This window comes from Rubrobacter sp. M3-4, assembly GCF_059772285.1.
On record NZ_JCBAJP010000013.1, the window covers coordinates 14,041 to 33,573 of the forward strand.

General features: G+C 65.6%; 21 protein-coding genes and 1 tRNA gene. 14 read left to right on the top strand and 8 right to left on the bottom strand.

Features of this window, described 5'->3' with window-relative positions:
• The 3 genes from AC6EKW_RS12980 to AC6EKW_RS12990 are packed head-to-tail and all read right to left on the bottom strand — an operon-like array spanning position 1 to position 1,826.
• Positions 1-618, bottom strand: coding sequence for a tetratricopeptide repeat protein (locus tag AC6EKW_RS12980; RefSeq protein WP_498514607.1), 618 nt, complete (start codon positions 616-618; stop codon positions 1-3).
• Positions 615-1,223: a hypothetical protein gene (locus tag AC6EKW_RS12985; protein WP_498514608.1), complete on the bottom strand. Its 609-nt coding sequence runs from the start codon at positions 1,221-1,223 to the stop codon at positions 615-617. The genes AC6EKW_RS12980 and AC6EKW_RS12985 overlap by 4 nt, the downstream gene beginning before the upstream one ends.
• 15 nt (positions 1,224-1,238) lie before the next feature.
• Positions 1,239-1,826 (bottom strand): DUF1802 family protein, encoded by a 588-nt coding sequence (locus tag AC6EKW_RS12990; protein WP_498514609.1) that lies wholly within the window; start codon positions 1,824-1,826, stop codon positions 1,239-1,241.
• 95 nt (positions 1,827-1,921) lie between these two features.
• Here AC6EKW_RS12990 and AC6EKW_RS12995 point away from each other — a divergent pair, with 95 nt between their 5' ends.
• The 11 genes from AC6EKW_RS12995 (at position 1,922) to AC6EKW_RS13045 (ending at position 13,795) form a co-directional block, all read left to right on the top strand.
• On the top strand, positions 1,922-3,319 hold the full coding sequence (locus AC6EKW_RS12995) for a class II fumarate hydratase (RefSeq protein WP_273888932.1): 1,398 nt from the start codon (positions 1,922-1,924) through the stop codon (positions 3,317-3,319).
• Between the two features lie 225 nt (positions 3,320-3,544).
• Positions 3,545-4,924 carry a glycoside hydrolase family 28 protein gene (locus AC6EKW_RS13000; RefSeq protein WP_475852800.1) on the top strand — a complete coding sequence of 460 codons (1,380 nt, stop codon included), beginning with the start codon at positions 3,545-3,547 and terminating at the stop codon, positions 4,922-4,924.
• A gap of 47 nt (positions 4,925-4,971) precedes the next feature.
• The gene (locus tag AC6EKW_RS13005) at positions 4,972-6,648 is read left to right on the top strand and encodes a GntR family transcriptional regulator (protein WP_498514610.1); all 1,677 of its coding nucleotides are present in this window, start codon (positions 4,972-4,974) and stop codon (positions 6,646-6,648) included.
• On the top strand, positions 6,645-7,163 hold the full coding sequence (locus AC6EKW_RS13010) for a TRAP transporter small permease (protein ID WP_273888929.1): 519 nt from the start codon (positions 6,645-6,647) through the stop codon (positions 7,161-7,163). Before AC6EKW_RS13005 ends, AC6EKW_RS13010 begins: the two co-directional genes overlap by 4 nt.
• A 9-nt stretch (positions 7,164-7,172) precedes the next feature.
• On the top strand, positions 7,173-8,468 hold the full coding sequence (locus tag AC6EKW_RS13015) for a TRAP transporter large permease (protein WP_273888928.1): 1,296 nt from the start codon (positions 7,173-7,175) through the stop codon (positions 8,466-8,468).
• A gap of 87 nt (positions 8,469-8,555) precedes the next feature.
• On the top strand, positions 8,556-9,635 hold the full coding sequence (locus AC6EKW_RS13020) for a TRAP transporter substrate-binding protein (protein WP_498514611.1): 1,080 nt from the start codon (positions 8,556-8,558) through the stop codon (positions 9,633-9,635).
• Positions 9,636-9,687: 52 nt separating this feature from the next.
• Positions 9,688-10,518: a 5-deoxy-glucuronate isomerase gene (iolB, locus tag AC6EKW_RS13025; protein WP_273888926.1), complete on the top strand. Its 831-nt coding sequence runs from the start codon at positions 9,688-9,690 to the stop codon at positions 10,516-10,518.
• Entirely contained in the window at positions 10,505-11,995 is a 1,491-nt protein-coding gene (locus AC6EKW_RS13030; RefSeq protein WP_273888925.1) for a tagaturonate epimerase family protein, read from the top strand. Before iolB ends, AC6EKW_RS13030 begins: the two co-directional genes overlap by 14 nt.
• A gap of 4 nt (positions 11,996-11,999) precedes the next feature.
• Positions 12,000-12,833: an SDR family oxidoreductase gene (locus AC6EKW_RS13035; RefSeq protein WP_273888924.1), complete on the top strand. Its 834-nt coding sequence runs from the start codon at positions 12,000-12,002 to the stop codon at positions 12,831-12,833.
• Between the two features lie 71 nt (positions 12,834-12,904).
• A complete protein-coding gene (msrA, locus tag AC6EKW_RS13040) occupies positions 12,905-13,438 on the top strand; it encodes a peptide-methionine (S)-S-oxide reductase MsrA (RefSeq protein ID WP_273888923.1) in 534 nt (177 codons plus the stop codon).
• Positions 13,439-13,546: 108 nt separating this feature from the next.
• Complete coding sequence (locus tag AC6EKW_RS13045; protein WP_273842095.1) at positions 13,547-13,795, top strand: hypothetical protein; 249 nt, start codon at positions 13,547-13,549, stop codon at positions 13,793-13,795.
• On the opposite strand, the gene AC6EKW_RS13050 is transcribed toward AC6EKW_RS13045, so the two are convergent.
• On the bottom strand, positions 13,792-14,967 hold the full coding sequence (locus tag AC6EKW_RS13050; protein ID WP_273888922.1) for a M24 family metallopeptidase: 1,176 nt from the start codon (positions 14,965-14,967) through the stop codon (positions 13,792-13,794). The genes AC6EKW_RS13045 and AC6EKW_RS13050 overlap by 4 nt on opposite strands.
• Positions 14,968-15,042: 75 nt before the next feature.
• On the opposite strand from AC6EKW_RS13050, the gene AC6EKW_RS13055 reads away from it, so the two are divergent.
• On the top strand, positions 15,043-15,285 hold the full coding sequence (locus tag AC6EKW_RS13055) for a NifU family protein (RefSeq protein WP_498514612.1): 243 nt from the start codon (positions 15,043-15,045) through the stop codon (positions 15,283-15,285).
• Between the two features lie 6 nt (positions 15,286-15,291).
• Here AC6EKW_RS13055 and AC6EKW_RS13060 read toward each other — a convergent pair whose 3' ends face one another.
• Positions 15,292-15,807: a hypothetical protein gene (locus AC6EKW_RS13060; protein WP_273888920.1), complete on the bottom strand. Its 516-nt coding sequence runs from the start codon at positions 15,805-15,807 to the stop codon at positions 15,292-15,294.
• Between the two features lie 96 nt (positions 15,808-15,903).
• Here AC6EKW_RS13060 and AC6EKW_RS13065 point away from each other — a divergent pair, with 96 nt between their 5' ends.
• Positions 15,904-16,494 carry a hypothetical protein gene (locus tag AC6EKW_RS13065; RefSeq protein WP_273888919.1) on the top strand — a complete coding sequence of 197 codons (591 nt, stop codon included), beginning with the start codon at positions 15,904-15,906 and terminating at the stop codon, positions 16,492-16,494.
• Here AC6EKW_RS13065 and AC6EKW_RS13070 read toward each other — a convergent pair.
• Entirely contained in the window at positions 16,439-17,287 is an 849-nt protein-coding gene (locus tag AC6EKW_RS13070) for a hypothetical protein (protein WP_273888918.1), read from the bottom strand. The two genes, AC6EKW_RS13065 and AC6EKW_RS13070, sit on opposite strands and share 56 nt — an antisense overlap.
• Positions 17,288-17,309: 22 nt before the next feature.
• Here AC6EKW_RS13070 and AC6EKW_RS13075 point away from each other — a divergent pair, with 22 nt between their 5' ends.
• Positions 17,310-17,885, top strand: a complete 576-nt coding sequence (locus AC6EKW_RS13075; protein ID WP_273888917.1) for a hypothetical protein — start codon at positions 17,310-17,312, stop codon at positions 17,883-17,885.
• A 42-nt stretch (positions 17,886-17,927) separates the two neighbouring features.
• Here AC6EKW_RS13075 and AC6EKW_RS13080 read toward each other — a convergent pair.
• Together AC6EKW_RS13080 and gltX are read right to left on the bottom strand one after the other, a co-directional pair.
• Positions 17,928-18,000 (bottom strand) — tRNA-Glu (locus AC6EKW_RS13080).
• Between the two features lie 43 nt (positions 18,001-18,043).
• Positions 18,044-19,528, bottom strand: a complete 1,485-nt coding sequence (gene gltX / locus AC6EKW_RS13085) for a glutamate--tRNA ligase (protein WP_273888916.1) — start codon at positions 19,526-19,528, stop codon at positions 18,044-18,046.
• Positions 19,529-19,533: the final 5 nt, after the last annotated feature.

Consider the following 19,533-nt stretch of genomic DNA (forward strand, 5'->3'; position numbering starts at 1 on the left):
CTACCTCCCTTCCAGGCCCTTCAGGGCGCGTTCGGCGGCGCGGCGCAGGCGGCGGTCCGAGTCGGCGTGGAAGACGGCACGCAGGTCGCTTATAGCGAGGTCTCTCTCGCCGAGCGCAGCGTGCGCCGAGGCCCGGTTGTAGTAGGCGATCCCGAGCTTCGGGTCGAGCTTCACCGCCCGGTCCGCGGCGTCCAGGGCGGCGTGGTGGTTTCCGGCGGCGTCCAGGCAGGCGGCGAGCGCCGAGTAGTAGCGGGGCAGGGGCCTTTCCTTGAGCAGCTGCTCGTAGATCGAGGCCGCCTTCTCGTACTCCTCCCGGCGGAAAGCCCGGGCCGCCCGGCGTTCCGCCGGAGAGACCCCGAGCGCCATCAGTGCGATGATCACGACGGATCCCACCAGGTAGATGGCGAGCACCTGCATGTAGTTGGTGCCGGGGATGGCCTGCTGCATCACGAAGGGCAAGAGGACGAGGAGCACGCCCGTGGTGCAGAATGGGATGAGCCTCCAGACGAAGTCCATGTAGGCCCGGGCGCGCAGCAGGTCCCGGGACTGGCGGGCCGCGACGAGGGCGAGGAAAAACAGGATGACCAGCCCGCCGAGCGCCGGGTAGAGGAAGCTCAAGAGGTCATCTCCTCCAGGGCCGCGTGCACGTTTCCCTTGAAGCGGCGGGGAAGGTCGGCCTCCAGCGAGCGGCGGAGGTCCTTTATCGCGCGGCCCTTGTGCCCGAGCCGGCGCTCGACCATCGCCCGGTTGTAGTAGGCTAGCCCGTACTCGGGGTCGCGCCTTATCGCCTCGGTGGCCGCCTCGGCCGCCTCCTCGTAGCGTTCGGTCGCCGCGAGGGCGGCGGAGAGGAAGGTGTAGTGGCGGGCGAGGGGGGCACTCTGGACCAGGAGCCGGTACTGCTCGGCGGCGTCTTCGTAGTCCTTGCGCCGGAAAGCCCGGTTCGCACGCCTCTCGGCGGCCGGCGAGGAGAATATGTTCGACGCTATGACCGCGACGGCGAAGACGCCGGCCCACGTCATGAGCGCCCACTCCTGCTGCACGGAGCGGATGAAGAAGAGGCTCAGCGCCATGAGGACCAGGATCGCGTAGGGGAGCAGCCTCCTCCCGAAATAACCCCAGGCTTTCGTGCGTACCAAATCTTTGTTCGCCGTGTAGACGAGCTGCCAGCTCACGATCAGGATTACGAGGAGGAGTATCACCGGGAGCGTTGCGCCCGAGCCCATGCTAATCTCCTTCCTCTACGAGGTGCCCACGGACGCGGGCTCGAGATCTTGCAGGACCTCGAGCGCCGGCGCCGCGAGCTCCTCGAAGTCACGCTCGCCGAGGGCGGGTGTGGCTCCTTCGATCAGGACCTGACTCTCCAGCTCCACCCAGCTCTTGCATCCGCCGTAGGATTCGCTGTAGGGGAGCTCCACCGGCTCGGGGAGCAGGTGGGTGCGCAGGACCAGCACGGTGAGCGGCTTCTTCGGGCGCCACCTGAAACGTTTCTCCGCGTACTCCCGGCTCCACATGTGGTGGGGCTCCAGCGCGGCGAGCGCTTCGGGTTCGGAGATCTCGTACGCCCCGACGACCTCGGCGAGGGAGGTGAGGACGATCGGCTTGTCGTCGCGTCGGGAGGGGATGTCCCGCAACAGGTCGCGGTAGGCGGGTTTGAGAAGATCAGGTCGCTGGTGCTCGTAGCTCTTGTAGAGCAAAAAGCGCGCTTCGGGGACGGCGAAGGACTTCTCCCGGATGCCGCCCTTGCGTATCAGGAGCGCCGTGCGGCCCCGTTCGAGCGCTTCTATGGCCACCGCCCACTCTTTGAGCGCGTGCTTGAGGGAATCCAAAGGGCTCACCTCCCTAATATAATGCGATGCGGTTGCCCAGCGCAATTATATGACGTAGAGGTCAACAGGCTCCGCTCTTCAATTAGGAGGGATGTATGTCGGATCAGGAGAGGGGATTCAGGATCGAGCGGGACTCGATGGGCGAGGTGAAGGTCCCGGAGGACGCGCTCTACGGCGCGCAGACCCAGCGGGCGAAGGAGAACTTCCCGATAAGCGACCTGCGGTTCCCGCGACGTTTCATCCAGGCCCTCGGCGCGATAAAACTCGAGGCGGCTAACGTCAACCACGAGCTCGGGCTGCTCGACGGCAGGATCAAAGACGCGATAGTCGCCGCGGCGGAAGAGGTCGTCGAGGGCAAGCTCGACGACCAGTTCGTCCTGGACGTCTTCCAGACCGGCAGCGGCACCTCGACCAACATGAACGCCAACGAGGTCATCTCCAACCGCGCGATAGAGATCCTCGGCGGCGAACGCGGCTCGAAGGACCCGGTGCACCCCAACGACCACGTCAACAAGGGCCAGTCCTCCAACGACGTGATCCCCACCGCGATCCACCTCTCCGCCCTCCTGGCCGTGAACGAGGATCTCATCCCGGCGCTCGAGGGGCTGCAGCGTGCGCTGGAGGAGAAAGCGCGCGAGTTCGACGACGTGGTGAAGACCGGACGTACCCACCTGCAGGATGCCACCCCGATCCGGCTCGGCCAGGAGTTCCAGGGCTACGCCGGGCAGATAGAGCGCGGCATCGAACGAGTGAGGAAGGCCGCCGAAGGTCTCTCGGAGGTCGCCCTCGGCGGGACCGCCGTCGGGACCGGCGTCAACACCCACCCCGAGTTCGCGAGCAGGGTCTGCGAGCGGCTCAGCCGGCGCTTCGGGATCGAGATCCGGGAGACCGGGAACCACTTCCAGGCGCAGAGCGCGATGGACGCGGCGGTGTTCGCGAGCGGGGCGATGAAGACGGTCGCGGCCTCCCTCATGAAGATCTCGAACGACATCCGCTGGATGGGATGCGGTCCGCGGGCGGGCTTCGCCGAGATAGCGCTCCCGGAGCTGCAGCCGGGCTCCTCGATCATGCCGGGCAAGGTCAACCCGGTGATCGCCGAGAGCGTGACGATGGTCTGCGCGCAGGTCTACGGCGACGACGCCACGATAGCCCTCGCCGGACAGAGCGGCAACTTCGAGCTCAACGTCATGCTGCCGGTCATCGCCCACAACCTCCTCGAGGAGATCACGCTGCTCGCCAACGCCTCAGCGAACCTCACCACCCGCTGCGTGACCGGCATAAAGGCGACCGAGCGCGGCCCCGAGCTCGTCGAGAAAGGGCTCATGCTCGCCACCGCCCTCGCCCCCGAGATCGGCTACGACAAGGCCGCCGAGATCGCCAAGGAAGCGTACAGGACCGGAAAGACCATCCGCGAGCTCGCCCGCGAGAAGACCGACCTCTCCGAAGAGAAGCTCGCCGAGCTCCTCGACGCCCGCAGGATGACCGAGGTATAGTCCTCCTTCGACGGAACGCCGGGAGGGCCGTGGACCCCCTCCCGGCTCTGTCTCCTACTCCAACCTCCGAAGAGATCACCCGGTGATGTTGACAGGGTGCTTGCACCACACTATATTAGTGTACTAAGTACAATAATTTGTGGGGAAGAGGAAGGAGGTTGCGTGAGGCGGGTCAGCCGCGGCGAGTTTCTGAGGTATGGTGGGGGCACCGTTGGAGGGGCTTTCCTGGCATCTTTTGGGGTGCCTGGGCTGGCTCTGGCGCGAGGGGCCGGTTCTGGTCGGTGGTCGGAGGCCGGGCGGATACTCGGAAGGGTCGGACCGCCGAGGTTTCCGAACCGGGACTTCGTTATCACCGACTACGGGGCGGTCGGCGATGGGAAGACCGATTGCACGGAAGCTTTCAGGGCGGCCATAGACGATTGCAGCAGTGCTGGGGGAGGGCGGGTCATCGTTCCGGCGGGGTCGTTTCTGACCGGGGCCATCCATCTCAAGAGCAACGTCAATTTGCATGTGACCAGGGATGCGACGGTCAAGTTCAGCCAGGATCCGGGCGACTACCTGCCGGTGGTCTACACGCGCTGGCAGGGAATCGAGTTGATGAACTACTCTCCTTTCATCTATGCCTTCGAGCAGGAGAACGTGGCTGTGACTGGTTCGGGGGTGCTCGACGGGCAGGCGGACGATGAGCACTGGTGGCCGTGGAAGGGGAAGACGGAGTACGGCTGGAAACCTGGGGAGCCGAATCAGGAAGCGGACTGGGATTTACTGCAGCGGATGGCCGATGAGGGGGTGCCGGTTCGCCAGCGGGTCTTCGGGTCCGGGCACTACCTGCGGCCTAACTTCATCCAGCCCTATCGGTGCCGGAACGTTCTGATAGAAGGTGTGAAGATACTACGCTCCCCGATGTGGGAAGTGCACCCCGTACTATCCAGCAACGTCACGGTGCGGAGGATCAGGGTCGACAGCCACGGTCCCAACAACGATGGATGCGACCCGGAGTCGTGTGACTACGTGTTGATCGACGGTTGTGTGTTCGACACCGGGGACGACTGCATCGCCATAAAGGCGGGGAGGAACGCCGATGGACGCCGGGTGAACGTCCCGTGCCAGAACGTGGTGATCCAGCACTGCCACATGAGAGACGGGCACGGTGGGGTGACCATCGGCAGTGAGATGACCGGTGGTGTGCGCAGCGTCTTCGCCAGGAACAACCGTCTGAGCAGTCCCAACCTGCAGATCGCCCTGCGCATGAAGACCAACTCGGTGCGCGGGGGATTTATAGAGAACGTCAACATGAAGAACTGTACCGTTGGGCAGGTCTCCGATTCCGTGTTCAAGATCGACTTCTTCTACGGAGAGGGGGCGGGTGGATCCTACGATCCGACGGTGCATGACATCGACGTGCGCAACGTGACGGCACACGAGAGCGGGGACTACGCGCTCGACCTTGTCGGCTACGGCGACGACCCGATCGAGAACGTAACCCTCGAGAATTGTGTCTTCGAGAACGCCAAGGAACCCTACGACATCGAGAACGCTCAGGTGACACTGCGTAACGTGACCATCGACGGTAAGCGTTACCGGCGGAAGGTATTCTCCGTCTAGGGGGAGTTGGATGCGACCGGTGACGGACGAGGAAGGAGGCTGGACCGGTGGATGGCAGGGGCAGGCTTGCGGGACGGCGCACCGGCGGTCCCATGTACCAGCAGGTACGGCAGGATCTCCTGGCGCGTATCCGCCGGGGAGAGTTCCCGCCGGGGAGCTTGCTGCCTTCCGAAAACCAGCTCTGCGAAGAGTACGGGGTGAGCGTGACGACCGCTCGCAGAGCCTTTCTGGAGCTGGTCAACGAGGGTGTGGTCCAGCGGAAGGCGGGGGTGGGGACCATGGTCGCTCCCCGGGTGCGCAGAGCCCGGGTGGCGTTCGTCAGCATCGACTATGTCGGGGACGCCTGGCGGCAGATCTCGAGCGTGATGGGGGAGCTTATCGCGGGTGTCGGCGAGTACGCCTGGCAACACGACGCTATCTTGAGCATGACCGGCATCGAGGATGATGAGTCACCCGCCTACCTCCGCAGCCTGGTCGAGGACCGGTCCGCCGACGGCGTGTTGTTGCGGGTGGCCAACGACATACGCGAGGAGCACCTGGACATCCTGGAGCGGGCCGGGATGCCCTATGTGGTCATAAAGAGGCACATTCCGGGACGCAAGATGAACTACGTGAACAGCGACGACGTCACCGGTGCCCGACTGGCCACCTCCCACCTGTTGGAGCTCGGGTACCGGCGTATTGGTTTCGTCTGCGCCAAGCCAGAGATCATGGTCGGCCGTGATCGCCTCAGAGGCTACCGGGAGGCGCTCAGGGAGTACGGCGTAGGCTACGACGATGGTCTCGTGAGGCACGAGCCGTACTTTACGCGGGAGATGGGCTACAGAGCTGTAAGGTCTCTACTCGAGCTTGAGGAACCTCCGGAGGCCGTGTTCGTCGCGAGCGACACCATGGCTATCGGCGGGTACGAGGCCGCGCGGGATCTCGGTATGGAGATCCCGGAGGATGTTGCCTTCGTGGGTTACGATGACATCCCTCCGGCTGCTCTGCTCCAGCCGGGGCTGACGACGGTGCGTACCTCCTACTACGACTTCGGTTACCTGGCGACCGAGCTCCTCCTGGACCTCATAGACGGCCGTGAACTCCCACCCCAGCGACGGGTGATCAGACCGAGACTCGTCGTGAGGGGGTCGACCGTGGGCACGAAGCGTGTTGGAGGCAAGGCTCATCGGGATGTGGGGACGAGGGACGGGGAAGGGTGGACATCCTCCAAAGGGGACCCGCTCGCCGGTAAGACCGTCGCTGGTTTCGGTCCTCTGGAGCGGCTCGGGCGGGAAGTCGTCGGAGCTTGCGTGCTGAGGGGGGCCAGGGAAGAAGGTGGGGCCGACGTGCACCGCGGGCCAGGGAGAGACCCCGATATAGTGGTCTACGCCTTCGATGCCGGCTCCGGGATGGGGAGAGCCCTCGGCGAGGCTCTGGATTTCGGACGGAGCCTGGTGAGGAAGGGAGGAGGTGCCGAATGCCTGCTCTTTGCCGCCGGGCTCGATCGAGAGAACTCCTCCTCCGAGAAGGTGGAGCGCGCCGCGGTCCGGGCCGGGATGGAGAAGATCGTCGCAGAGCTCTCCCTGGAGGCCAGGGGGCGCGTCAACGCCGTCTTGTGTTCGCCCTCCGACGGAGCCCGTGCCGGGGACGTCGTGGCCTTCCTTTGCTCGGATGGGGGAGCGTGCATGAACGGCGAGGTGCTCGAAGTGGGTGTGGGACGAGGGAGAGAGAACGAGGGATGAACGCGATGAGGAACTTGAGGAGATTCGCCCGCGGGGTGGACCTGGCCTTCGAGTACGTAGGGCTGGTCTTCCTCGCCGCGATGTCTATCATCGTCTTCTGGCAGGTTTTTTCCAGGTACGTGCTGGACTACACGCCGAACTGGTCGCAGGAAGTCTCGATGATCCTCATGATCTGGGTGGCCTTCATAGGCATAGCCCTGGGTTTTCGCGAGGGGCTGCACGTCGCGGTGCGGATCATAGTCCGCAGGTTCCCGCCCCCCGTCCAGTGGGCGGTGCGGCTGGCCATCCTGGTGCTTGCGTTCCTGTTCGGGCTGTACCTGCTGGTGGAGGGCTGGAACTTCACCATCCTGGCTAACCTCTCGACGCTGCCCGGTACGGGCCTTCCTTCCGGCGTCTTCTACGCCTGCATGCCGCTGGCCGGGGCCGCGATCTGTGTCTACAGCCTGCTCCAGCTGGCGGGGGTGCGGACGGAGCGGGATGAGCGTCTTGCGGACGACGAGCTGGATGTCGATTAGGAGCCTGGTATGAGCCCGGAGACGTTGGCCACGTTGATACTGCTCGGAGGCTTCGTCCTCCTCCTGCTGCTGAGCGTGCCGGTGGCGCTGTGTATGGCGTTCACCTCCATAGTGGCGGGGTACGTGCTCGACATATCCCCTACCACGATCGGACAGAAGATGGTGGACGGGCTGAATTCCTTCCCCCTCATAGCCATCCCGTTCTTCATCCTCGCAGGAGAGATCATGGCGGAGGGAGGCATCTCCAGACGACTCATCGCCCTCTCGAACCTGGTCGTGGGGTGGCTCAGGGGTGGCCTCGCGATGGTGGACGTGGTGGCGAGCATGTTCTTCGGAGGTATCTCCGGGTCTTCCGTGGCCGACGCCTCGGCCATAGGCTCCGTGATGATCCCGATGATGCGCAAGAAAGGTTACGACAATGATTACGCCACCTCGGTGACCATGGCCTCCGCCGCCCAGGGGGTTATCATCCCGCCGAGCCAGAACATGATCATCTACTCGCTGGCCGCAGGAGGGGTCTCCATCGGAGCCCTCTTCGCCGGTGGCATCATCCCAGGCATACTGCTCGGGCTGGCGGTGATGGTGCTGAGCTACGTCATCGCGGTGAGACGCGGCTATCCCAAAGAGGCGCCCGTCCCCCTCAGGGAGGTGCCGAAGATAGTGTGGGAGGGGTTCCTGGGGTTGCTCACCCCGGTGATAATCCTCGGCGGCATCCTCTCCGGCGTGTTCACCGCTACTGAGTCTGCAGCCATCGCTACGGCCTACGCTTTCGTGGTCACCTTCTTCGTCTACCGCGAGATCCCGCTGCGCAGGATGGTGCCCATCCTGCAGAGAACCATACGCACCGTCTCCATCGTCTTCTTCCTCATCTCCGCCGCTTCCGCTTTCGGGTTCCTGCTCACCCTGCTGGGTATCCCATCCGCCATGAGTCATGCCCTGCTGAGTATCTCAACCAACAAGTACGTCGTCTTGTTCATGGTCAACGTCCTGCTCCTGTTCCTCGGTACGTTCATGGACATGGCCCCCCTGATCCTGATAATGACGCCCATACTCCTGCCCGTGGTCACACAGGTCGGTATGAGCCCGGTCCACTTCGGCGTAATGTTGATCTTCAACCTGGCCATCGGGCTCATCACCCCCCCGGTGGGAAGCGTCCTCTTCGTGGGTACCGCCATCGGAAAGATCTCCATGGAGAAGCTCTCCGTCAGCATGCTGCCGTTCTACGTGCCCCTGCTGGTGGTGCTCTTCCTGATCACCTTCGTCCCCGCTTTCGTGATGACCATACCGAGGCTCATGGGACTGTAGAGGAGGTGAGAGGCCCGCTGGAAAAACGTCGAAACAATTAGTGTACTAAGTGTGCGTTATTTGTACGGGTAGAGGAAAGGAGGAGAGTTGAGCGAGAAGGAGCGCAAGGTCACCCAGGATGGTTCTGGCGGTCGGCTGAGCCGGGGTGATTTTCTGAAGCTCGGTGGAGTCGGGGTCGCCGGGATGGCGGTGCTCGGGGCTGCCGGGTGCGGTGGAAGTTCGGCTCAGGGCAGCGGTGGCGAAAGCAAGAGTGGAGGAGGGCAGACCTACAGCTTCCGTCTGGCGGATGATCAGCCGCAGGACTATCCGACCGTGATCGGGGACAAGAAATTCGCCAGTCTGGTGCAGAAGCGCACTGGCGGGAGGATCAAGATAAAGGTCTTCCCCAACGCCCAGCTCGGCGCGGAGACCGACGTAGCCCACCAGGTGCAGGCAGGGTCGATAGAGTTTGCGCGAATAAACGCCTCTCCGCTGGCCGAGTTCGACAAGGACCTCGGTGTGTTCAGCCTTCCCTACATCTTCGACAGCAGCGAGCACATGTGGAGGTTTCTGAACAGCAAGACCGGGGAGGCGTTGCTCGACAGCCTGCAGTCGGCGAGGATGCAGGGGCTAGCCTACTACGACTCAGGGGCCAGGAGTTTCTACACGAGGAAAGGGATCATCGTCAGGAGCCCGAAGGACATGCACGGGCTCAAGATCCGGGTGCAACAGAGCAAGATAAACACCCAGCTCATGAACGCCCTGGGTGCTTCCGCGACGCCCATGGATTACGGAGAGGTCTACACTGCGCTGCAGAACGGGGTCGTGGACGGGGCGGAGAACAACTGGCCGAGCTATTACACTTCGAAGCACTATGAGGTGGCGCCCAACTACACGCTCGACGAGCACACCCGGATTCCCGAGGTGGTGCTGATCAGCAAGGCCACCTGGGACAAGCTGAGCAAGCAGGATCAGAAGATCATCAAGAAAGCGGCCAGGGACTCCGTGGCCGTCCAGCGCAAGTCCTGGGACGCGCTGGTGCAGAAGTCGAAGAGCAAGGTCAGGGCTGCGGGGAACAACATAATCCACGTGAACCGCAAGCCGTGGAAAGACGCCGTGAAGCCGATGATAAGCCGGTACCAGGGCGAGTACGGCAAGTACCTGAAGGTGATCAACTCGCTCGCTTGACCATCCGTTAACGGGGATGGCCCGAGGTAGAGAGAAGTGAGAGGGAGGTAGGTTGCGTCTGTACTTCGAGAACGAAGAACCCGAGGGTGCGGTGCGAGAGGTCGTAAACCCGGACAACTCTCCCTCGGAAGGGTTGGAGCTGGCGCTGGTACGTGCGGACGGCGATGATCGGGTCGAACTGGTGGACGAGGGGCGGGAGTCCGTCCTCGTGATCCTCGGCGGCCGTTGCTCGGTCGAGGTGGAGGGAGGCGGTAGCTGGAAGGAGCTGGGAGAGAGGAAGGACGTCTTCTCTGGGAAGGCGACGGCCGTCTACGTTCCCGCCGGCACACCCTACCGCATCTCTTCGCAGACGGGCTCGGAGGTGGCCATCTGCCGGGCCCCGGCAGATGGTGGCGGCGAGGCGTACGTCGTGAGGCCCGGGGAGGTGAACGCTGCGGTCAGGGGCAGCGGCAACTGGCGGCGTGAGGTGCACGACATAATAGACGAGTCGCGTCCCGCAGCCAGGCTGGTCGTCGGGGAGACCTTCAACGAGCCGGGCTGCTGGTCGAGCTACCCGCCGCACAAACACGACGAGCAGGATCCCCCGCGCGAGGTGCGCATGCAGGAGGTCTACTACTACCGGCTCGACCCGGCGGGCGGGTTCGGGTTGCAGAGGATCTACTCACCGGAGCGCTCCTTCGAGGAGAGCTTCGCCGTCCGCGACGGGGATGCGGTGCTCATACCGTTCGGCTACCACCCGGTGGTGGCCGCGGGCGGCTACCGGCTGTACTACCTGTGGGCGCTCTGCGGCGAGGGAAGGACGCTCCGTCCCAACGAGGACCCCGCCCACCGTTGGATCTCCGAAGGGGTGCAAGGTCGGGAGGATGACGATGAAGGGCGGTAAGGAAGAGGCCGGGCTCCTCGCCCTCGAAGGTCTTGAGATCCGACGGTCTTCTCTGATCCTCTCGGAGGGATGGGAGTTCGCGCTGGCCGGGGAGGACATCGCCGTTCTCGCTCCGAAAGGCAGCCCTGAGCTCGGGAAGTTCGAGGGTGAGACGAGCGCGCGCGGCGAGAGGACGCTGCTGCTCGGCCCGCTGAGCGGCCGCAACGCCTCCGCGCTGCGCTCCCGCCTCCCCTGGCTCCGTCCCCGCCCGCTGGGACTCCGGACCTCTGCGGGGATGGGCGACCGTCTCGGGCTCGCTACACCGGGACACGTGCGCGCCGTGCGCGCCGTCGGGGGGAGTATCGCCCCGATCTTCGCCCAGCAGTCTATCCGCGAGATGGAGCGCACGGGGCGCAGCCCGCAGCGGGTGATGGACGATGCCACCTGGGGTGCCTTCGCCGAAGGATGGGGTGGAGACCTCGGTGCCGACGCGGATCACCTCAAGACCACCGCCAATATCGACGCCTGCCTCGAAGCTGGTTACAGTTTCTTTACCTTCGATCCCGGTGAGCACGTCGACGATGCGGCGGAGGGGATCGATCCCGCCGGGTTGCGGGAGAAGTTTCAGGGGCTGCCCTGGGACGATTTGGAGGACCGCCCGGACGATCTCAAGCGACGCTACCTGACGAAGGACTTCGAGTTCGAAGGGTGCTGCATCTCCTTCGACGAGAGATCCCTGGCGGTGGCTGCGGTGAAGTATGGCCGTGCCGTGGCACACGCCGCGAGGATGTACCGCCACCTGCAGAAAAACGCCTGTCGGGAGTTCGAGGTCGAGGTCTCGGTCGACGAGACCGACTCCCCGACCACCCACGTCCAGCACGTCTACATAGCGACCGAGCTGAAGCGCCTGGGGGTGGAGTGGGTGAGCCTCGCACCACGCTACGTGGGGCGTTTCGAGAAGGGCGTGGACTACATCGGGAACGTGGAAGCCTTCGAGCGGGACTTCGCGGTACACGCGGCCATCGCCCGCGCCCTCGGACCGTACAAGCTCAGCCTGCACTCCGGCTCGGACAAGTTCTCCATCTACCCGGCCGCAGTGCACCAGAGCAGGGGGCTCGTCCACCTGAAGACCGCCGGCACCAGCTACCTGGAGGCTCTGCGCACCGTCGCTGCCCTCGATCCCGCGCTGTTCCGCGAGATCTATGCCTTCGCCAGAGAGCACTACGAGGAAGACCGTAGTAGCTACCACGTCTCCGCCGAGCTTTCCAGGACTCCGGAGCCGGAGGAGGTGGACGATGCAGAATTGACTGCCCTCCTCGAAGGATTCGATCCCCGGGAGGTCCTGCACGTAACCTTCGGTTCGGTATTGCGGAAAGAGGGACTGCGCGGGAGGCTCCTGGGGTTGCTGCGCTCGCACTCCGAAGAGTACGCCTCCAACCTGAAAGAACACTTCGTGCGTCACCTGGAGCCCTTCGCCTCGGGTGGCGAGAGGGGGTGAGAACGTGGCACCTGGGGTAGAGAGGCTCTTCTCGCTGGATGGCAGGGTGGCGGTGGTCACCGGGGCGACCGGCGTCCTCGGCGGGGCGATGGCCCGCGGTCTCGCCCGTGCCGGGGCGAAGGTGGCCATCCTGGGCAGGCGCGAGCAGCGGGCCCGCGAGGTGGCCTTCGGGATAGAGAAAGAAGGGGGCGAGGCGATTCCCCTCCCGGCGGACGTCCTCGACGGCTCGTCTCTCGAGCGGGCGAGGGAAGAGGTGCTGCGAGAGTGGGGGCGGGTGGACATCCTCGTAAACGCCGCCGGCGGTAACGCCCCCGAGGCCATAACCTCCCCACGCAAGAGCTTCTTCGAGGTGGAGAAGGCGGCCATCGAGCAGGTCGTGGACCTCAACCTGATGGGGACGATCCTGCCCTCGAAGGTCTTCGGGGAGGCGATGACCCGCGCGGAGGAGCCCGAGGGCTCGATCGTCAACGTCTCCTCGATGGCCGCGCAGAGGCCGCTCAGCGGGGTCGTGGCCTACGCCGCGGCGAAGGCGGCGGTGGAGAACTTCACCCGCTGGCTCGCGGTGGAACTCGCGCGCGCTTACGGGGAGGGGCTGAGGGTCAACGCGATAGCGCCCGGGTTCTTCGTCGGGGAGCAGAACAGAAGGTTGTTGCTCGACGAAGAGGGCAACCTCACCGCCAGGGGAGAGAAGATCATCGAGCACACCCCGGCAGGGCGCTTCGGGGAGCCGGAGGATCTGGTCGGGGCCGTGGTGTGGCTCTGCGGCCACTCGGCCAGGTTCGTGAGCGGGGCAGTGATCCCGGTCGACGGCGGGTTCGGAGCCTTCGCGGGCGTCTGAGCTCCGGCCCCAGCGGGATAGAATAGGGTGGAGAACGCGTTCTGTGCTCCCGGCGGCGAGGAGGTATCTGCATGTCCGAGAAGGCTACGCTCGCGGGTGGGTGTTTCTGGTGTCTCGAGGCGGTCTTCGAGGAGCTGCGAGGCATCGAGAAGGTCGAATCCGGTTACTCCGGGGGGCACGTACCGAACCCCACCTACGAGCAGGTGTGCACGGGGACCACGGGGCACGCCGAGGTGGTACAGCTCACCTATGACCCGGGCGTGATCTCCTACCGGGAGATACTGGAGGTCTTCTTCACCGTCCACGATCCCACGACGCTCAACCGCCAGGGACCGGACGTGGGGACCCAGTACCGCTCTGCGATCTTCTACCACGACGAGGAGCAGCGGCGCACCGCCGAGGAGGTCATCTCTGAGCTCGAGGAGAAGGGTGTCTGGGAGAACCCCATAGTGACCGAGGTCGTTCCCTTCGAGGCGTTCTACCCGGCTGAGGAGTACCACCACGAATATTTCCGCAACCACCCGGACCAGCCGTATTGCCGGGTCGTGATCGCTCCGAAGGTGGCCAAGTTCCGCAAGCAGTACCTGGAGAGGCTCAAGGCGTAGGGCACGCTGTAGCCGAAAATTTAGCTCCCCTTAACAGTACCTTAAGGTTTCGGAGGGGTGCGGGATGTAAGGTGAGGGGGTCCGCAAAAGAGCCGGAAGGAGGCGAAAGTGGGACTCCTGCGCGCCGTATTCGGCCTCATCGTTCTCGTCATCCTGGCACACCTCGCGCTGCTCTACGTGGGGTATACAGCCCCGCAGAACGTGGTGGTCTCCGCGATCTACCGGCTCGGGCCGCTGTTCGAATCGCCGGCGCACCGCTTCGTGACGGCCGGATTCTACGAGACCGCCCTCGCCGCCGCCGGCGGGTACTTCGTCGTCTACCTCCTGCTCGGCGCGCTGCGCCGCAGGATCTTCTAGGGGAGTATGGCGTCCTCCAGGCGCTTCGGGAAGCGCGTCAGGTTGCGGCATCCGTCGTCGGTGACGACGACGAGGTCCTCGATACGCACCCCGCCGAGCCGCGGGTCGTAGAGCCCCGGCTCGACGCTCACGACGTCGCCGGGCAAGAGCTCCTGGTCTGCGGTACCCATGCTCGGGGACTCGTGGATCTCGAGCCCCACCCCGTGTCCGGTGCCGTGGAAGAACCCCTCGGTCAGGGGCTCGCCCTCCCTGCGGTCGTGCAGCATGGTCCTGTAGCCGGCCTCGTGCAGCACCTCCGAGACCCTCGCGTGCACCTCGCGGCCGTTTATCCCGGCCCGGATCATGCCGAGCGCCTCCTCCTGTGCCGCAAGGACCGTCTCGTACATCCGGCGTAGCTCCTGTGCGGGCTCACCCTTGAAGAGGGTGCGGGTCATGTCCGCGTAGTAGCCGCTCGACTGGTCCTTCGGGAAGATGTCCAGGACCACGGGTTCCCCGGCCTTCAAGGGGCCCGTGCCGCGCTCGTGCGGGTCGGCGGACTGCGAACCTCCGGCGACGATGGTCGTCCCGCCGGAGCTCGAGCCGTGGTGCAGGAGTTCTATCTCCATCTCCGAGCGCAGGGTCTCGCTGGTGAGCGTCTCGCCGCGCCAGAGGAGCGTGCCGTCGTCCGCGACCCCGGCCTCGCGCAGGATCTCGACCGCGCGGGCGCAGGCCGCCTCGGTGTCGCGCTGGGCCTTCTCGATGTGTGAGATCTCCTCCTCCGTCTTCTGCCGGCGGAGGGAGGCGAAGAGCCTGCCGTCGGGTTCCAGCTCCACTCCCCGGCGGCGCAGCTCGTCCGCGTGGACGACGCCCAGGTTCGGAGGGACGGCGACGGAGGAGGCTCCGAGCCTCTCGAGCAGCGCCGCAGCAGCAGCGCCGAGCGCGCTACCCCCCTCGCCGAGTTCTCTGGCGAGCGAGGTCAACCCCAGCTCCTCGAAGGAGACGAGCTCGTCCACCCGGGCCTGTCGTTTGGCCCGGCCGTACTCCAGCGCCGAGACGGCCAGGTACTTCCTGCCGGAGACGCGGGCGAGGATCACGGGATCGGGGGCCAGAAAGCCCGAGAGATGGTAGGCGCTGGCGTCGTGTTCCGGGGCCGAGATGACGAGCAGGTCCCTCTCCTCAGCTGCGGATCGCATCACCCTCCTTCATCGACGACTGCTACGGGCGTGTGGGGCCATTCTACTACCCGGCGTTCCTATATAATCGCTTCGATGGACGATCGGGGAGACATGCGCGAGAGGGTGGAGGCGGCGCTCGCCAAGGTGCGCCCGGCGATGCAGGCCGACGGGGGAGACGCCCGCATCGTGGATTGCGACGAGGAGAGCGGGACCGTGAGCATAGAGATGATCGGCGCGTGCAGCGGGTGTCCGCTCTCCCAGCTCGACTTCGTCTACGCCATAGAGACCTTCATCCGGCGCGAGGTGCCCGAGGTGAGGGAGATACTGGCGGTCTGAGCCCGGCTACTGCTGCTCCTGCCGCATCGCCCTGAGTGCACCCGGTGGGAGCCCGGCGCGGGCCGCGGCGAGCGCGTCGGTCGCGCGCTTGCGGTACAGACGGAGCCTGAGGCGTCTCAGGAGGCCCGCCTCCTGCAGCTCCTGGTTTATGAGGTGGGTCAGCGTGATCATGTCGTTCGCGCAGTTGCGGTAGCCGAGGGTGCACATCTCGACGCGTACCTCCGAAGGGGAGTCCTCGAGCACCCGGCGTATCTCGGTTGCGCGCTCGACTATGGAGCGGGAGAGTTCCTCGGGGGTCGGTCGCTCTTTCTCGGGTTTCGTGGCCCGGGTTATGTCCTGCGGCGAGATGCGGCCCAGCCTGATCGTCCTGCGCCTCCTGCGGTATCCCAGGAGGACGAGCGCCGGGACGAGGAGCGCGAGGGGCACCGCCGGAGCCAGGGGGGAACCCGGCATCAACACCTGCAGGATCGAGATCGCCGCCACCTCGGCGAGGAGAACCACGAGCAAGTACAGTCTGAACATCCCAACCTCTGAGCCACACTTGACCGAAAACTAATTTTACAGAACTACCAGCAGAGATAATCTACCCCATGCGCGGGCTGTATAATCCTCTCCCATATGAAAGGTAGCACATCTTCTGCAGGGTTCGATGCCGGGCACCCCGTGGCCGGCGGGGTGGAGCTCGTGAAAGCGGTCCTCTTCTCCCCGAGGACCTTCTACGAGAGGTTCGAAGCCGATGGTCCTCTCAAGGGAGCCGTCATCTTCGTCTGGCTGGTGAGCCTGCTGGCCGCGATCCTGAGCATGGTGCTCGCGGTGATCCTGGATGCCAGCGGCGGGATAGAGGTGCACCCGCTGCTCGTCCGGACGGGCGAGGCCGCCGCGTTCGTCCTGCTCTCTCCGGTCCTGCTCGGCATCGTGGCGGCGGTGTACATGGTCCCGGTGAGGGCTTTCGTGGGCAAGGAGGTTCGGTTTCGGCACATCTACAGGATGCTCGCGAGCGCTTACTCGGTCATGGTGGTGGGCTGGGTGCCGGTCCTGCAATCTTTCGCGGTCGTCTACGGCATGGTCGTCCTCATGTCGCTCGCCCTGCGCTCCTTCTACCGGGTGTCGGGGCTCATGGCGCTCGTGGTCTCGGTCATAAGCCTCATCCCGGTCAGCGTGGCCATGATGTGGCTCGTCCTCGCCGCGGCGCGCCTGGTCTCGGGTTGAGGATCTCGTACTCTTCTGCCTCCCGGGCCAGCCTCTCCCGGATCTCCTCGGGTACAGAGGCGGCCCCTCCCTTCGAGATCTCCTTCCTGCCGTAGCGCCTCCCGGCGAGCTCGCGCGAGATCGTAAGATACGCTCTGCGGGTGGCTGCCTCCGCAGCGGGGGTCATCTTTCGGGGAAAGACCCCGTACGCGAGATCTTCCCTGAGCCCGAGGGCCGGGGGGATCATCCCGTGCCGCCGCCGCATCTTTAGCCGGCGCTCCCACCTGCGGCGCAGCCCGGCCATCCGCGGTGTTTCGGGGGCCACGTCGAGCGGCCCGCACTCGAAGGGGTCCTCGGGGGTGAACCCGAAGGAGTCGGCGAGCAGCCGGGCGGAGCGCCCGGCGCCGCGGAGGAGCAGAAACTCGTACTCCGAGCGCAGCAGGATGAGCTGTGCGTCGTGGTAGGCTCCGAGGCCCGAGAGGGTGGGACGCCGGCCGTCGAGGCCGAGGCGCCCCAGCTCCCCCGATATGGCCCTGAATCGCCGCGCGGCCCCGGCGTAGGAGAGGGCGAGGTGCCCGAGACCCAGGAGGAGACCAACGGCTACCGGTATGAGCGCGGCGAAGGGCCCGGCCCACGCGGTCCCGAAGACGGGTGCCGAGAGCAGGACCAGAGCCCCCGAGACGAGCGCCGCCGTGAAGCCCGTGACCACGGCCCGGCCTTTCGCTTCCCCGGCCTCCGAGAAAGCTCTGCCGATGGCGTACCAGAGTTCGAGGGCCTCCTCTCCTCCGTGCGGCCCGTCTCTCCGTTCTTGCATGTGCTAGATTCTACCCTCGACGATGCCTCAGCTTCCCGCCAGGACCGACCCCGCTCTGCCCGCGATCCTCACCAACGTCCTGAACCCCTTCGTGGTCTTCAGCGTGCTCTACGCGCTGGTCGCGGTGGAGGCGGGTGCGCCGCGCTTCGTAGCGGCGGAGCTGGCGGCAGCGGGGCTCGTTGCCGGGTTCGTGCTCGCGCTGCGGCGTGGTTCACGAGTGGGGGATTTCTGGCTCTCGAGCCGGGCCGAGCGCCTGCTCCCGGCGGTGGTGCTGCTGGCGGCCTTCGTGGGTTTGCTCGTGGTGCTCCACCTGTTCGGCGCACCCGGGGAACTCTCCAGGACGACGCTCTCGATGGGCGTCGCTGCTACGGTGGCCGCCGGGATCACCCTCTTCTGGAAGATAAGCGCACACTCCGCCGTCGCGGGGCACGCGGCGGCGGCCGGGCTCCTGCTGCTCGGGGCCGGTGGGCTGCCGTTTCTGCTCGTATTGCCCCTGGTGCTCTGGGCCCGCGTGTCGGCCGGAGCGCACACCCCCTCCCAGGCCCTCGCCGGGGCCGGGCTCGGGGCCGTGTGCGCCGGGCTTTTTCTGGCGGGATGAGAGAGGCCCGCAGGAGGTGCGCCTCCTGCGGGCCTCCGCACGTGACCCCACCGGGATTCGAACCCGGGTTTTCGCCGTGAGAGGGCGATGTCCTTGGCCGCTAGACGATGGGGCCAGATCCAGGCAGGGCAAGAGTTTAGCCCATTACGGCCGGTTCGTCAAAGCAGGTCGCGGGTGCGCAGCTTCTGCAGCACGTCGTCCATGCGCAGCAGGCAGCGCTCTCTGCCTATGAGCTCCATCGTCTCGAAGAGCCCGGCGCTCACGGTGCGACCGGTGGTGGCGAAGCGCAGCGGGTGGATCAGGTGCCGCGCCCCCTTCTCCTTCTCCGCCGCGAGCCCCCGGACGCAGCGCTCTATCTCGTCGGCGGTCCACTCCGGGAGCGCGGCGAGACGGTCTCGCAGCTCGGGCAGATTCTCCCGGACGAACTCCTTCCCGAACTGCTTCTCGAACTCGTCCGGGGCGTACTCCAGGGTGCCGCCGTAGAAGTAGCCGGTAGCGTCCGGGATCTCGGTGGTGAGGCTGATGCGCTCTCTGAGCAACTCCATGATCCTGGTGAGGCGCTCCATGTCGCGCTCGAGTTCCTCTTTTGTCGCCACGCCGCGTTCTGCGAGGAGGGGGGCGGCCATCATCGCCAGCTCCTCCGGGCTCTTGCGCCGGAGGTAGACGGCGTTTATCGCGGTGAGCTTCTGCACGTCGAAGATCGCCGGGTTGCCGCTCACCTTCTCCAGCCGGAAGCGCTCGGCGAGCTCCTGGGGTGAGAAGATCTCCTCGTCCGCGGCGTAGCCGGCCCCGAGGAGCGCCATGTAGTTGAAGAGCGCTTCGGGGAGGTAGCCCTGCTCGGCGAAGTCCTCGACGCTCGCCGCCCCGTGGCGCTTGGACAGTTTCTTTCTGTCCGGCCCGAGGACCTGAGGAACGTGGGCGAAGGCCGGCAGCTCGTGCCCGAGCGCCCGGTAGATCAGGATCTGACGCGGCGTGTTGGAGAGGTGGTCGTCGCCTCTTATGACGTGGCTGATCTCCATCGCCGCGTCGTCTACCGCGGCCGCGAAGTTGTAGGTGGGCGTGCCGGTGGACTTCATGAGCACGAAGTCCTCGATGTTCTCGTTCTCGAAGGTGACCGGCCCGCGGATCACGTCCTCGACGACCGTCTGTCCCTCGCGCGGGGTCTTGAACCGGATCGTGTGCGGCTCCCCGGAGCGTACCCTCCTTAGGGCCTCCTCGGGGTCCATCTCCCGGTACTCACCGCCGGTGTAGATGGGGCTCCTGCCTTCGGCCCTGGCCCGCTCGCGGAAGCGGGCCAGCTCCTCGGTGGTCGCGAAGTCGTAGTAGGCCGCGCCCTTCTCGAGCAGTCGCTGCGCGGCCGCCCGGTAGATGTCCAGCCGTTCGGTCTGCCGGTAGGGCCCGTAGGGGCCGCCGACCTCGGGCCCCTCGTCCCAGTCCAGCCCGATCCAGCGCAGCGAACGCTCGAGCTGCTCGACCGACTCCTCGGTCGAGCGCTCGAGGTCGGTGTCCTCGATCCTGAGCACGAACGTACCACCGTGCTTGCGGGCGAAGAGCCAGTTGAAGAGCGCCGTCCTCACCCCGCCGACGTGGAGCTTCCCGGTGGGGCTCGGCGCATAGCGTACCCTTACCTCTTTGTTCTCCATGAACC

What these genes read in the sequence shown, in the direction of transcription:
- msrA (WP_273888923.1), top strand. Translation starts at nt 12,905, where the DNA reads ATGTCCGAGAAGGCTACGCTCGCGGGTGGGTGTTTCTGGTGTCTCGAG.
- AC6EKW_RS13010 (WP_273888929.1), top strand. Translation starts at nt 6,645, where the DNA reads ATGAACGCGATGAGGAACTTGAGGAGATTCGCCCGCGGGGTGGACCTG.
- AC6EKW_RS12985 (WP_498514608.1), bottom strand. Translation starts at nt 1,223, where the DNA reads ATGGGCTCGGGCGCAACGCTCCCGGTGATACTCCTCCTCGTAATCCTG.
- AC6EKW_RS13055 (WP_498514612.1), top strand. Translation starts at nt 15,043, where the DNA reads ATGGACGATCGGGGAGACATGCGCGAGAGGGTGGAGGCGGCGCTCGCC.
- AC6EKW_RS13065 (WP_273888919.1), top strand. Translation starts at nt 15,904, where the DNA reads ATGAAAGGTAGCACATCTTCTGCAGGGTTCGATGCCGGGCACCCCGTG.
- AC6EKW_RS13075 (WP_273888917.1), top strand. Translation starts at nt 17,310, where the DNA reads ATGCCTCAGCTTCCCGCCAGGACCGACCCCGCTCTGCCCGCGATCCTC.
- AC6EKW_RS13030 (WP_273888925.1), top strand. Translation starts at nt 10,505, where the DNA reads ATGAAGGGCGGTAAGGAAGAGGCCGGGCTCCTCGCCCTCGAAGGTCTT.
- AC6EKW_RS13060 (WP_273888920.1), bottom strand. Translation starts at nt 15,807, where the DNA reads ATGTTCAGACTGTACTTGCTCGTGGTTCTCCTCGCCGAGGTGGCGGCG.
- AC6EKW_RS12995 (WP_273888932.1), top strand. Translation starts at nt 1,922, where the DNA reads ATGTCGGATCAGGAGAGGGGATTCAGGATCGAGCGGGACTCGATGGGC.
- AC6EKW_RS13015 (WP_273888928.1), top strand. Translation starts at nt 7,173, where the DNA reads ATGAGCCCGGAGACGTTGGCCACGTTGATACTGCTCGGAGGCTTCGTC.
- AC6EKW_RS13070 (WP_273888918.1), bottom strand. Translation starts at nt 17,287, where the DNA reads ATGCAAGAACGGAGAGACGGGCCGCACGGAGGAGAGGAGGCCCTCGAA.
- AC6EKW_RS13050 (WP_273888922.1), bottom strand. Translation starts at nt 14,967, where the DNA reads ATGCGATCCGCAGCTGAGGAGAGGGACCTGCTCGTCATCTCGGCCCCG.
- gltX (WP_273888916.1), bottom strand. Translation starts at nt 19,528, where the DNA reads ATGGAGAACAAAGAGGTAAGGGTACGCTATGCGCCGAGCCCCACCGGG.